This window comes from Streptomyces sp. NPDC055749 (assembly GCF_053617235.1).
The window spans coordinates 48350-59951 of the sequence record NZ_JBSHFH010000028.1 but is presented as its reverse complement, the minus strand read 5'-3'; the positions used below and the strand labels follow the sequence as shown (position 1 = coordinate 59951).

Below are 11602 nucleotides of genomic sequence, written 5' to 3'. Positions count from 1 at the left end.
ATGACCCCTGGCACCGACAGCGACAAGCGGCGCTCCCGGACAGCTCAGCTGTTCGGGAGCGCCGCCCTGCTCCTGCTCGTCGGCCTGCTCGCGGCGGCGGGCCTGGTGATCTACGTCTTCGAGTTCGCACTCCCGGGCCATCGGGAGGAGATCGAGGCCGACGAGCGCAAGAACGTCCGGCAGCAGATCGACAGGACCGCGACCGGACTCGAAGAGGCCGCCAGGGACGGCGAGTTGACGGACCTCGAAATCGGGGAGACCGCGCCCAGGCACTGGACCGTACGACGCGGACCGGACCGGATCGAAGTCGTCGCACGCTTCGACGGGGGCGCACCCGCCGGCTGCCGGGTCTTCACCCTGCCGGTCCCGCTGGGCCCCTCGACGACCGTCCGGACGAGTGAGGTTATGGGCAGCTGCCCGGAGGTAACCGCCCACCCCGGAACCTCCTGAGCGATCAGATGACCGGCGGGCGGCCCAGCATCGTCATCCGCCACACCGTGCGCCAGCTCATTGGGCTGCGCGGGCCGCACGGGGTCCGTACCCCCTCGGCGAAGCCGCCGGCCCAGGCCCGCAGACCCTTCGGGGAGCGGGTCCTGGCCACGGTGAGGAGCGTCCAGGTGCCCAGGTAGGCGGGGACCAGTGCCAGGGGCAGATTGCGGCGGGCCAGCCAGACACGGTTGCGGGCCGTCATCCGGTAGTAGACCGCGTGCCGGGCCGGTGAGGTCTTCGGGTGCTGGAGGAGCAGATCCGGCTCGTAGAGGATCTTCCACCCCGCGTCGAGTGCCCGCCAGGACAGATCCGTCTCCTCGTGGGTGAAGAAGAACTCCGCGGGCCACGTGCCGGTCTGCGCCAGCATCTTCATGGAGAGGGCGTGGCCGCCGCCGAGGAAAGCGGTGACCGGGCCGCGCCGCATCGGGTCGGTTGCGCGCAGGCGGGGCACATGGCGGCGCTGGGTCTCGCCATGCTCGTCCGCGATGCGGAATCCGACGATGCCGAGCCGGGGATCGGCGGCGTACAGCTCCTGGACCTTGCGGAACACCCCGCTGTCGACCAGGAGCCCGTCGTCGTCCAGCTCGATGACCACGTCCACGTCACCGAGCTCCGCCAGCCGGCTCAGGGCCACGTTGCGCCCGCCGGGGCAGCCCAGGTTCTCGTCGAGCTCGATCGTGGTCACACCGCCCGCCAGACCGGACAGGCCGGGGAAGCCGCTGAAGTCCGGCAGTGGTGAGCCGTTGCCCACGACGACGAGCCGGGTGGGCCGGACGTCCTGCATGGCCACGGACGCCAGGAGCGCCTCGACCTGCTGCGGGCGGTCTCCCATGGTCACGATCGATACGCCGATGCGGGGTTCTGGCAAGGGTCGGCACTCCTGGGTTCGGCTTGCGGTCTGCGGTGCGCGTGATCGTAACGTCTCCGGGTTCATCTGTTCGTGGCCCCCCGGTCATCGGAAGGGCGTTCGTCGTTCAGTGCGGCGTACATGAGTATGTCCCGGCGGCGGTCGCCGATGGGCTGCCAGCTCCGCAGGAGGCCCTCGCGCCGGAATCCGGCCTGCTCCGCGGTCCGCACCGACGCGGTGTTCCACGGTTCGACGAGGAGCTGGACCCGGGGGATGAGCAGGTCGTGCAGCGCCCAGGTGGTGACCGTGCGCAGGGCTGCCCCGGCCACTCCCTGCCCGCGGTCCTGGGCCGTCAGCCAGTACCCGAGGGTGGCGCGGCCCTCGGCCAGGTCCCGCAGCCACAGGCCGATCGAGCCGACCGGCCGCCGGTCGCGTGTGCGGGCGATCACGAAGGGGTATCCGGCGCCGGTGGCTGCCCGGTCCCACTGCCTGCGGACGAAGGCTTCGGCGGCCTCGTCGGAGTACGGGGCCGGAATCGTGGTGATCAGCGGGATGTAGTCGTCCGCCGCGGCCTCCCGCACCAGCGTGAGGTCGCTCAGCTCCCAGGGGCGCAGTACGAAGTCGGGGCCCGCGGTCATGCTCGGTACGGTCAGCGGCTGAACCATGTCCGTATCCTGCCGCGCTTGTGTCCTGCGCCCCGGACCCGACTCACCCGGCGTGGTTCAGCTCCTCGCGCCGCCCGAGGAAGGCCCACGCGGCCAGGGCGCCGGCCAGGACGAGGGCGGAGTTCACCAGGACGGCGAGCGAGACGCCGGACAGCACCGCGTCGGGTCCCGTGGCCCCGCCCATGCGGGCGGTGGCGACGGCGCTCATGACCGGGATGCCCATGGTGATGCCGACCTGCTGCGTCATGGTCGCCAGTCCGGTGGCGAGGCCCTGCTCCTCGTCGGGGAGGCCCGATGTGGCGGTGACCATGAAGCCGACGATCATCAGCATGTTGCCGATGCCGCCGATGAACGTGGCGGCCAGCACGAGCTGGATCCAGCCGCCCGAGGTGCCGAGCGCCACCAGGGAGAGGGTGGCGGCGGCCTGCACGATGCCGCCGAAGGCGATGGTGCGCCGGCTGCCGAAGCGGCCGACCGCACGGCCGCCGAGGGTGCCGCCGATCACTGTTCCGAGGCCCAGGACGCCGAAGGCGAGGCCGGTGGCGAGCGGCGAGTAGCCGAGGACTTCCTGGAGGTAGAGGGTGAGGAGGAAGACCAGTGAGGTCTCGGTGACGAAGGCGATCAGACCGGTTGCGTTGCCCCAGATGACGCTGCGGCGCTTCAGGATGTGTACGGGGACGAGGGGCGCCGCCGCCCGCTTCTCGACGAACCAGAACGCGACGAGGAGTGCGGCTCCGGCGAGCAGGGCGGCCAGGGTGGTGGGCGTGGTCCAGCCGGACTCGCCCGCCTGCGTCAGCCCGTACACGAGGAGCAGCAGACCGCCGGTGACGGTCGCGGCGCCCGGCACGTCGAGCTTCGGGCGCACGGCGGGCCGGGAGTCGGTGATCACGGACGGGGCGAGGGCGACGACGAGCGCGGCGACCGGCACGTTGATGAAGAAGGCCCAGCGCCAGGAGAGCAGATCGGTCAGCAGTCCGCCGAGGATCGCTCCGGCGGTGAAGCCGGCGGACATCAGTGCGCCGTTGAGCCCGAGGGCGCGTTCACGCAGCCGGCCCTCCTTGAAGGCGGTGGTGAGCAGCGCGAGTCCGGCCGGGGTGACGGCCGCGGTGGCGAGACCCTGCAACACCCGTGCGGTGAGCAGGACTTCGGGTGTGGTGGCGAGGCCGCCGAGTGCGGAGGAGAGACCGAGGACGACCATGCCGCCGATGAAGAGGCGCTTGCGGCCGATGAGATCGGCGACGCGGCCGAAGAGGAGAGTGAACCCGGCTGCGGCGAGCGCGAAGGACGTGGCGATCCACTGGAGGTGGGAGAGGGAGAAGCCGAGCCCTTCGCCGACGACCGGCAGTGCGACGTTCAGGATCGAGAAGTCCACGGCGATCATGAACTGGGCGCCGAGTAGGAGGGTCAGGACGAGCTTCTGCCGTCCCGTCATGCGGGGGTCGGCCGCTTGCGGGGCCGGGGGTGCGAGCGGTGCCGTGCTGGAGGTGGACATGGGTGCCCTTTCCTGGGACGGGACGTCTTAATGGTTCTTCGGTTCCGTTAAGATGGGAGTTACCGTAGCAGGAATGGGCGCGCTAATGGAACTGGAGACCCGTTATGGATGCTGAGGGTGTGGAGCCGGGCATGGTCAGGCCCGGCGGGCGTACGGCCCGGGTGCGGGACGCGGTCCTGCGGGCGGCGGGCGACACCCTGGCCGAACACGGCTTCGGCGGGCTCGACCTCGCCGAGGTCGCGCGGCGCGCGGAGGTCGGCAAGACGACCGTCTACCGGCGCTGGTCCACCCCGGCGGGACTCGTCGCCGACCTGCTGGCGGACATGGCCGAACAGTCCGTGCCGCGTACCGACTCGGGATCGCTGGACAAGGACCTCGCGGCCAACGCCCGCCTGGTCGTCCGGACGCTCACCGACCCCCGTCAGGGCGCCCTCTTCAAGTCGGTGATCGCGGCGGCGACCTGCGATCCCCGCACGGCCGACGCACTGCACCGCTTCTACGACGTACGCGTCAAGGAGTGGGCCGGCTGCGTCGAAGCCGCGGTCGAACGCGGCGAACTGCCCGCGGGTACGGACGCCTGCGAGGTCATCCGGGCCGTCTCGGCGCCGCTCTACTACCGGCTGCTTGCCGGCGGGGGCGCCCTCGACGAAAGCGCCGCCGACCGGGCGGCCGAAGCCGCCGCGGCGGCGGCGAGGGCGGGTGTGTACGTGAGCTGAAAGGGGGAGAGGTCAGCCGATCCGTGTGCCCGTGCCCGTCACCCGGACGCGCGTGTCGTCGGGGCGCAGTTCCACGGTGAGGGTGCCGGGGCGGCCCATGTCGTGGCCCTGGTGCAGGGTGAGGACCGCGGCCTCCGGGACGAGCCCCAGTGCGCGCGCGTACGCGCCGAAGGCCGCAGCGGCCGCACCCGTCGCCGGGTCCTCGACGACCCCGCCGACCGGGAACGGGTCGCGCACGTGGAAGACGGCCGGGCTCTCGCGCCACACGAGCTGGACCGTCGTCAGGTCGAGCCGGTGCATGAGCGCTTCGAGGCGCGCGAAGTCGTACGCCAGGTCCGCGAGCCGCTCACGGGTCGCGGCGGCCAGCACCAGGTGGCGGGCGCCCGCGAAGGAGACACGGGGCGGGAAGGCCGGGTCCAGCTCGGCGGCCGGCCAGTCGAGCGCAGCCAGGGCTTCCGTCAGATCGTCCGGCGAGATCTCCTCGACCCGCGGCTCGACGCTGGTGAGCGTGGCCCGCAGCTCGTCGCCCACGCGGGACACGGTCACCGGGACCGTACCCGCCCGGGTCGAGAACACCAGGTCGCCGGGGCCGTCGCGTTCGGCGAGCGCGATGGCCGTCGCGACGGTCGCGTGACCGCAGAACGGCACCTCGGCCTTCGGGCTGAAGTAGCGGATCGTGTACTCCCGGCCGGCCTGCCCGGTGAGGAACGCCGACTCGCTGTAGCCGAGTTCGGCGGCCACGGCGAGCATCGCCGTGTCGTCCAGTCCGGACGCGTCCAGGACGACACCAGCGGGGTTGCCGCCTTCCGGGTCGGCCGAGAAGGCGGTGTAACGAAGAATGCCGGGGATCGAGGAGCCGGGAGTGCCGGAGAGCTGGGTCATGTCGCAGGTCAACCGCCCTGCGGCCACGCGCATTCCCGGGCTCGGGGATCGGTTGCGGGGTGCGGCCAGCGGGGGCGGACCGCACCCTGACGCCCGGGCGCCGCTCAGCCCCTGCCCACGTACGGCATGTTCGTCGCCAGGACCGTCGCGAACTGCACGTTCGCCTCCAGCGGCAGCTCCGCCATGTGCAGCACCGTCCGCGCCACGTCCGCCGCGGCCATCACCGGCTCCACCGCCAGCTCCCCGTTGGCCTGGAGGATCCCGGTCTGCATCCGCTCCGTCATCTCCGTGGCCGCGTTGCCGATGTCGATCTGCCCGCAGGCGATCCGGTACGGACGCCCGTCCAGGGACAGCGACTTCGTCAGACCCGTCATGGCGTGCTTCGTCGCCGTGTACGCGATCGAGTTCGGGCGCGGCGCGTGCGCGGAGATCGAACCGTTGTTGATGATCCGGCCGCCCTGCGGGTCCTGCTCCTTCATCTGCCGGTACGCCGCCTGCGCGCACAGGAACGCGCCCGTCAGGTTCACGTCCACCACGGCGCGCCAGTCCTCGTACGCGAGGTCCTCGACCGGGACCGAGCCGGGGCCGAACGTACCCGCGTTGTTGAAGAGCAGGTCCAGCCGGCCGAACCGCTCGCGCACGGCGGCGAAGAGCGCGTCCACATCGCCGGGATCGGTCACATCGGCGCGTACGCACAAGGTGTCGCCGGACCCCGACTCGCGGGCGGTCGCCTCCAGCGCCTCCAGCCGCCGCCCGGCCTGCACCACGGCCCAGCCCGCACCCGCGAGGGTCAGTGCCACGGCCTTTCCGATTCCCGACCCGGCACCCGTTACGACAGCGATTCTCTGCTCAGCGTTCATGGCCCGGCAGCGTACGTGAGGTGTGACGGCGTCCGGCACGCGGTGGTGGCATGCCTGGCGTATCGGTTCTGCGCCACACATTCGGGTGACGGGCAGCGGCAACCCTGGGGTGCGTATATGTGGCTGGCATATCTTCGACATGGCCGGTCGAGCCGGACCTTGAGGAGGTGGGCTGGATGATCCGTGCGTACAAGTTCATCATGCGGCCCACCGTGGGTCAGCAGGTCGCGCTGGGCGAGATGCTGCGCGATCACTGCTCGCTCTACAACGGAGCGTTGCAGGAACGGCGCGACGCCTACCGGCACACCTCGAAGACGAGTATCAGGTACGGGCAGCAGTCCGCTCAGCTCAAGGGCATCCGGGCGTTCGACCCGGCGTGTCAGGGCCGCTGGTCTTTCTCCTCGCAGCAGGCGACCTTGCGCCGGCTCGACAAGGCGTTCGCTGCGTTCTTCCGGCGAATCAAGTCCGGAGGCACACCGGGCTACCCGCGCTTCCGGGGCGTCAACTGGTTCGACACGGTGGACTTCCCCAAGGATGGCGACGGCTGCCTCTGGGACTCCACCCCGCACGACCCGGTCACCCGCGTCCGCTTCCAGAGTGTTGGGCACGTCAAGGTCAACCAGCACCGGCCAGTGGTCGGCAAGGTCAAGACCGTGTCCGTCAAGCGCGAGGGCAAGCGCTGGTACGTGATCCTGACCGCCGAGCAGACTGCGCCGGAACCGTTGCCCCCTACCGGCAGCGTGGCCGGCATCGACATGGGTCTAGCCAACTTCCTCGCCGACTCCAACGGTGCGTTCGTCGAGAACCCCCGCCACGGGCGGAAGTCTGCCGCGAAGCTCGAAGCCGCACAGCAGACGTTGTCCCGGTTCCCGCGTGCGCGCCGTGACAAGCGCACTGCCAACCACCGGCGGGCCGTTCAGAAGGTCGCCGACCTTCACCGCAAGGTCCGCCGTCAGCGGCTCGACCACGCGCACAAGACCGCTCTTGACCTCGTGCGGGAGCACGACTTCATCGCGCACGAAGACCTCAAGATCCGCAACATGGTCAAGACCCCCACGCCGAAGGCCGACCCCGACCGGCCGGGCAGCTTCCTGCCCAACGGGGCCGCCGCGAAGGCTGGACTCAACCACTCGATCTCGGATGCCGGATGGGGGGTGTTCCTGACGATCCTGCACGCCAAGGCTGAAAGCGCCGGACGCAATGTGATCGCCGTGGACCCCCGCAACACCTCCCGGACCTGCCCCGCATGCGGGCACGTCGCAGCGGAGAACCGGCCCACCCAGGAGAAGTTCCACTGCATCTCGTGCGACCACCAGGCGCACGCGGACACGGTGGGCGCCCTGAACGTTCTACGGGCCGGGCTGGTCCGTCGCGACGCCCAACCGGCATAGCGAGAAGCCCCCTCGATTACGAGGGGGAGGAGTCACGGACTCGTGGGACGGCTCCCCGGCCTCCCGCCAGCGGCTCCTGAACGGCGCGGAGGCCGCGGGGGTCGACAACCTGATGGTGCTGACCGGCGATGTGCACGTCGGCTACGGCCTCGACCTGAAGAAGGACTTCGACGATCCGTCCTCCCGGACCATCGGCACGGAGATCGTCGCCACGTCCATCGCCAGCGGCAAGGACGGCGCGGACCGGCCGGCGAACTGGACCAACCTGACGACGGCCAACCCGCACATGAAGTTCTACAACGGCCGCCGCGGCTACGCCCTCGTCACGCTCGGTACGAAGGAGGCGCGCGCCGACTTCCGTACGGTGTCGGCCGTCACCACCCCCGGCGCACCGGTGACGACGGCCGCGACGTTCGTGACCGAGGCGGGCAACCCGGGACTCAACCCCGCGTGACAGCGTCGGCCTGGTAGCGGACGCCGATGCGCTCACGTACCGCGTCGAGCGTCCGCATCACGGCCAGCGAGCCGTCCAGCGGTACGAGCGGGGACTCCGTCTCGCCCGCCCGTACCGCGCGCATCACCTCGGCGGCCTCGTACTGCAGTCCCGAAAGGCCCTGGGGGCCAGGACCCGAGTCGAACACCTCGGGTTCCCGGCCCGGCCGGTGCAGCACGAAGCGCTCCGGGTAGAAGAAGCCGTGCGGGAAGTCGATACGCCCGGCCGTCCCGATGACCGAAGCCGTCGTCGGATGGTCCCCGACGACCGAGCAGGCGAGCAGCGCGGTGGCGCCCGCACCGGACCAGCCCAGCAGCATCCCGGTGTTCAGGTCGACGCCCTCGGGGGAGAGCAGCGCGTCGGCCTGCACCCGGTCCGGCTCACCCAGCAGCAGATGCGCGAACGAGACCGGGTAGACCCCGAGGTCCAGCAGCGCGCCGCCGCCCAGCGCGGGATCGCGCAGCCGGTGCTCGGCGCCGAAGCCGCCCGCGAAGCCGAAGTCGGCCTGCACGGTGCGGATCTCGCCGACGGCACCGTCCCGCACGAGCTCCGTCATGCGCCGGATGACGGGATTGCAGTACGTCCACATCGCTTCCATCAGGAAGAGCCCGCGCTCCCGGGCCAGGGCGACGAGCTCCTCGGCCTGCGGGGTGTTGAGCGTGAACGCCTTCTCGCACAGCACGTGCTTTCCGGCTTCGAGAGCGAGCCCGGCCGCCTCCCGGTGCGCGGAGTGCGGAGTGGCCACGTACACCACGTCGACCTCGTCGTCGGCGACGAGCTCCGCCCAGCTCCCGTACGCCCGCCCGATCCCGAACCGTTCGGCGAACGCCTTCGCGGAGGCGTCCGTACGGGATGCCACCGCCACCACCTCGGCGTCCGGCATCCCGAGGAGGTCCTCGGTGAACCGCGCGGCTATACCGCCCGTCGCCAGCACGCCCCATCGCACAGTTCTGCTCATGTCCGCCCCCATAAGTAAACGGTTCCGATCATCGCGGTTGAGCTGAGAGCATAGATGCGGATTCAACGATGCGGAGATGAGAATGCCGGACAGCGGCGGAAGCCGGGCCCAGAAAGAGCACATACCCACGACAGGGGCCGGCGCCGGACCCGGCACCGCCCCGAACAGGTCCACCCCCGCCGCCCGGCGGACCGGACTGCTGGTCACCCTGGTCCTCGGCGGACTGACCGCACTGCCGCCCCTCTCCATGGACATGTACCTCCCGGCGCTGCCGGAGGTCACCGACGTCCTGCACGCCCCCGCATCAACCGTCCAGCTCACGCTGACCGCCTGTCTGGCGGGCATGGCGCTCGGACAGCTCGTCGTCGGACCGATGAGCGACCGGTGGGGCCGGCGCAGACCGCTGCTCCTCGGCATGATCGTCTACGTGATCGCCACCGCGATCTGCGCCTTCGCGCCCACCGCCGAACTCCTCATCGGCTTCCGCCTCCTCCAGGGGCTGGCGGGCGCGGCCGGCATCGTGATCTCGCGTGCCGTGGTGCGTGACCTCTACGACGGCGTGGAGATGGCCAGGTTCTTCTCCACCCTGATGCTGATCTCCGGAGTCGCGCCGATCATCGCCCCGGTGATCGGCGGCCAGGTGCTCCGGTTCACCGACTGGCGCGGCATCTTCGTCGTGCTCACCGGCGTCGGCATCGCGCTGACGCTGGTCGTGTGGAAGTGGCTGCACGAGACGCTGCCGCCGGAGGCGCGCCACACCGGCGGTGTCGGCGAGGCCCTGCGCACCATGCGCGGCCTGCTCGCCGACCGGGTGTTCACCGGCTACATGATCGCCGGCAGCCTCGCCTTCGCCGCGCTCTTCGCCTATGTGAGCGCGTCCCCGTTCGTGGTCCAGGAGATCTACGGTGCCTCGCCGCAGACCTTCAGCCTGCTCTTCGGCATCAACTCGATCGGCCTGATCGCCGTCGGCCAGATCAACGGCAAGGTGCTGGTTGGCCGGGTCAGCCTGGACAAGGCACTCGGGTTCGGACTCGGCGTCATCTCGCTGGCGGCGATCGCGCTCCTGCTGATGACGTCCGGGGTCTTCGGCGAGGTCGGCCTGGTGCCGGTGGCCGCCGGACTCTTCGTCCTGATGTCGGCGATGGGTCTCGCGATGCCCAACACCAACGCCCAGGCCCTGATGCGTACGAAGCACGCCGCCGGTTCGGCCTCGGCACTGCTCGGCACGTCGTCGTTCCTGATCGGGGCGATCGCCTCGCCGCTCGTCGGTATCGCGGGGGAGCGGACGGCCGTGCCCATGGCCGTGGTGCAGGTGGTGTGCGCGCTGGGGGCGGTGGTGTGCTTCCTGACGCTGTGCAGGCCGTGGCAGCAGCGGGCCCGCACGGCGGGCGGACTCTGACGCAGGCGGCCCGGAGCGTACGGGGCGGGGCGGCGCGAACGCCCCGCCCCGCCCTCCCTCTCAACCGTTGCGCGGGTAGCCGATCAGGTGGAGCCGGTCCCTGCGGTCCGTCCAGCGGAACAGGCCGACCCCCGCCGTCTCCATCCCGGGCAGCCGCACATTCGGTGACAGCGGCGAGGTCGCCCCCGTCGTGAATTCCATCTCGACCGGTGCGCCGCCCCCTTCCAGGGCGTCCGACGCGTCGCGCACGTTCATCGCGCCGTAGGCCACGCCCCGGTCCGTCACCGAGGCGAGCGTCACCGAGGTCGAGCCGTCCTCGTCCTCCAGGCAGAACCCCTTGGCCGCGCCCAGGTCGAAGGCGAGGTTCCCGGCGACCAGATAGCCGTCCGACGGCGAGACGACCGCCTGCGGATACCGCCCCGGCTCGATCGCCGGCTTGTGGCACTCCACCGAGACGACCGGCTTCCCCGTCGCCGCCTCGTGGACCGCCCACAGCTCGTGGCTCGCCGCCCGCTTCGCGCCCTTGGCCAGCTGCCACTGCGCCAGAATCCACCCCGGCGCCACCGAGGTCGGCACCCCGCTCCGCCGGTCGGCGCCCTTGGGCGCCACGTTCCGGCTGAACCAGCCGCCCCGCACCCAGAACTCCCGCGCCCCGCTCACCAGCAGCCCCTGCGGGGTCTGGCCGCGCACCTCCGTGAGCTGCTTGCAGGACGGGCAGCCCTTCGGATACTTCAGCGCGGTGGCGGCGATCCGGGACACCTGGCCGGTGGCCGGGTCGATCACCGCGCTGTTCGCACGCCCGTCACTGATCAGGATGTCCGGCCCGGTGGCCGTGACCTTGGGTGCACCGCTCCACGGCACCTCCACGCGGCGGCGGGTGCCGTCGGCCGCGTCGTACACGTCGAGGGAGACGAAGGTGTCGGTGGCGGAGAGCCCGTCGCCGACCTTCCCGTACGCCCAGGTCACGAAGTACTGCCGGTCCTCCGTGGCCACGGAGAGCAGCTTCGGGAAGGGCAGCGGGTCCGGCGGGCGCCAGGCCGTGCCGCTCCACGCCAGCTTTCCCGTTTCGGCGTCGATGGTCCGCAGCCGGTAGCGGTTCCCGGAGGCCGTCACCAGGAACGCCAGCCGGCCGGTCGGGCGCGAGACCGCGTACTCGGGTGCGGCCCCGATGATCTCCCAGCCCCGCGCCGTCGTGTACTCCGGCGGGACGGTGAGCTGCGTCGTGGGGCCCGCGCTCTTCTTCACCGGCTTCTTCGGCTTCTTGCCGCTCCTGTCGCCGCTCCCGTCACCCCCGCAGGTCGCCAGCAGGAGCAGCAGGCCCAGGACCAGCACCCCCCCGGCCAGAGCCAGGCGCACGATCCTCTGTCTCATGGTCCCCCCGATGAGCAATCCCCGATCCTCGCGGCGGTC

At 71.2% G+C, this 11602-nt stretch carries 11 protein-coding genes and 1 pseudogene; 5 read left to right on the top strand and 7 right to left on the bottom strand.

The features are described from left to right. The gene (locus tag ACWGO0_RS21580) at positions 1–450 is read left to right on the top strand and encodes a hypothetical protein (protein ID WP_453537200.1); all 450 of its coding nucleotides are present in this window, start codon (positions 1–3) and stop codon (positions 448–450) included. A gap of 4 nt (positions 451–454) precedes the next feature. Here ACWGO0_RS21580 and ACWGO0_RS21575 read toward each other — a convergent pair whose 3' ends face one another. The 3 genes from ACWGO0_RS21575 to ACWGO0_RS21565 form a co-directional block, all read right to left on the bottom strand. Beyond that, on the bottom strand, positions 455–1357 hold the full coding sequence (locus ACWGO0_RS21575; RefSeq protein WP_453537197.1) for a glycosyltransferase family 2 protein: 903 nt from the start codon (positions 1355–1357) through the stop codon (positions 455–457). A 62-nt stretch (positions 1358–1419) separates the two neighbouring features. Beyond that, positions 1420–2001, bottom strand: a complete 582-nt coding sequence (locus ACWGO0_RS21570) for a GNAT family N-acetyltransferase (RefSeq protein WP_453537194.1) — start codon at positions 1999–2001, stop codon at positions 1420–1422. Positions 2002–2044: 43 nt separating this feature from the next. Continuing rightward, a complete protein-coding gene (locus ACWGO0_RS21565) occupies positions 2045–3493 on the bottom strand; it encodes an MFS transporter (protein ID WP_453537192.1) in 1449 nt (482 codons plus the stop codon). Between the two features lie 104 nt (positions 3494–3597). Between ACWGO0_RS21565 and ACWGO0_RS21560 the strand changes: the two genes are divergently transcribed. Beyond that, the gene (locus ACWGO0_RS21560; RefSeq protein ID WP_453537189.1) at positions 3598–4209 is read left to right on the top strand and encodes a TetR/AcrR family transcriptional regulator; all 612 of its coding nucleotides are present in this window, start codon (positions 3598–3600) and stop codon (positions 4207–4209) included. 12 nt (positions 4210–4221) lie between these two features. Here the strand turns inward: ACWGO0_RS21560 and ACWGO0_RS21555 are convergent, their stop codons facing one another. Together ACWGO0_RS21555 and ACWGO0_RS21550 are read right to left on the bottom strand one after the other, a co-directional pair. Then, positions 4222–5091, bottom strand: a complete 870-nt coding sequence (locus tag ACWGO0_RS21555; protein ID WP_453537186.1) for a PhzF family phenazine biosynthesis protein — start codon at positions 5089–5091, stop codon at positions 4222–4224. Positions 5092–5195: 104 nt separating this feature from the next. Then, positions 5196–5951 carry an SDR family oxidoreductase gene (locus ACWGO0_RS21550; RefSeq protein WP_453537183.1) on the bottom strand — a complete coding sequence of 252 codons (756 nt, stop codon included), beginning with the start codon at positions 5949–5951 and terminating at the stop codon, positions 5196–5198. A gap of 176 nt (positions 5952–6127) precedes the next feature. Between ACWGO0_RS21550 and ACWGO0_RS21545 the strand changes: the two genes are divergently transcribed. Next, positions 6128–7342, top strand: coding sequence for an RNA-guided endonuclease InsQ/TnpB family protein (locus ACWGO0_RS21545; protein ID WP_453537180.1), 1215 nt, complete (start codon positions 6128–6130; stop codon positions 7340–7342). 37 nt (positions 7343–7379) lie between these two features. Further along, positions 7380–7796 (top strand): annotated as a pseudogene (locus ACWGO0_RS21540) (alkaline phosphatase D family protein); the annotation flags it as partial. Here the strand turns inward: ACWGO0_RS21540 and ACWGO0_RS21535 are convergent. Continuing rightward, positions 7783–8793, bottom strand: coding sequence for a Gfo/Idh/MocA family protein (locus ACWGO0_RS21535; protein ID WP_453537177.1), 1011 nt, complete (start codon positions 8791–8793; stop codon positions 7783–7785). The pseudogene ACWGO0_RS21540 and the gene ACWGO0_RS21535 overlap by 14 nt on opposite strands. 82 nt (positions 8794–8875) lie before the next feature. Here ACWGO0_RS21535 and ACWGO0_RS21530 point away from each other — a divergent pair, with 82 nt between their 5' ends. Then, complete coding sequence (locus ACWGO0_RS21530) at positions 8876–10192, top strand: multidrug effflux MFS transporter (protein WP_453537291.1); 1317 nt, start codon at positions 8876–8878, stop codon at positions 10190–10192. A gap of 60 nt (positions 10193–10252) precedes the next feature. Here the strand turns inward: ACWGO0_RS21530 and ACWGO0_RS21525 are convergent, their stop codons facing one another. Continuing rightward, the gene (locus ACWGO0_RS21525) at positions 10253–11563 is read right to left on the bottom strand and encodes a hypothetical protein (RefSeq protein ID WP_453537174.1); all 1311 of its coding nucleotides are present in this window, start codon (positions 11561–11563) and stop codon (positions 10253–10255) included. Positions 11564–11602: the final 39 nt, after the last annotated feature.

Bases quoted from the DNA above. Each gene is read 5' to 3' on its own strand.
- ACWGO0_RS21525 (WP_453537174.1), bottom strand. From the start codon at position 11,563: ATGAGACAGAGGATCGTGCGCCTGGCTCTGGCCGGGGGGGTGCTGGTC.
- ACWGO0_RS21545 (WP_453537180.1), top strand. From the start codon at position 6,128: ATGATCCGTGCGTACAAGTTCATCATGCGGCCCACCGTGGGTCAGCAG.
- ACWGO0_RS21550 (WP_453537183.1), bottom strand. From the start codon at position 5,951: ATGAACGCTGAGCAGAGAATCGCTGTCGTAACGGGTGCCGGGTCGGGA.
- ACWGO0_RS21570 (WP_453537194.1), bottom strand. From the start codon at position 2,001: ATGGTTCAGCCGCTGACCGTACCGAGCATGACCGCGGGCCCCGACTTC.
- ACWGO0_RS21530 (WP_453537291.1), top strand. From the start codon at position 8,876: ATGCCGGACAGCGGCGGAAGCCGGGCCCAGAAAGAGCACATACCCACG.
- ACWGO0_RS21580 (WP_453537200.1), top strand. From the start codon at position 1: ATGACCCCTGGCACCGACAGCGACAAGCGGCGCTCCCGGACAGCTCAG.
- ACWGO0_RS21555 (WP_453537186.1), bottom strand. From the start codon at position 5,091: ATGACCCAGCTCTCCGGCACTCCCGGCTCCTCGATCCCCGGCATTCTT.
- ACWGO0_RS21560 (WP_453537189.1), top strand. From the start codon at position 3,598: ATGGATGCTGAGGGTGTGGAGCCGGGCATGGTCAGGCCCGGCGGGCGT.
- ACWGO0_RS21565 (WP_453537192.1), bottom strand. From the start codon at position 3,493: ATGTCCACCTCCAGCACGGCACCGCTCGCACCCCCGGCCCCGCAAGCG.
- ACWGO0_RS21535 (WP_453537177.1), bottom strand. From the start codon at position 8,793: ATGAGCAGAACTGTGCGATGGGGCGTGCTGGCGACGGGCGGTATAGCC.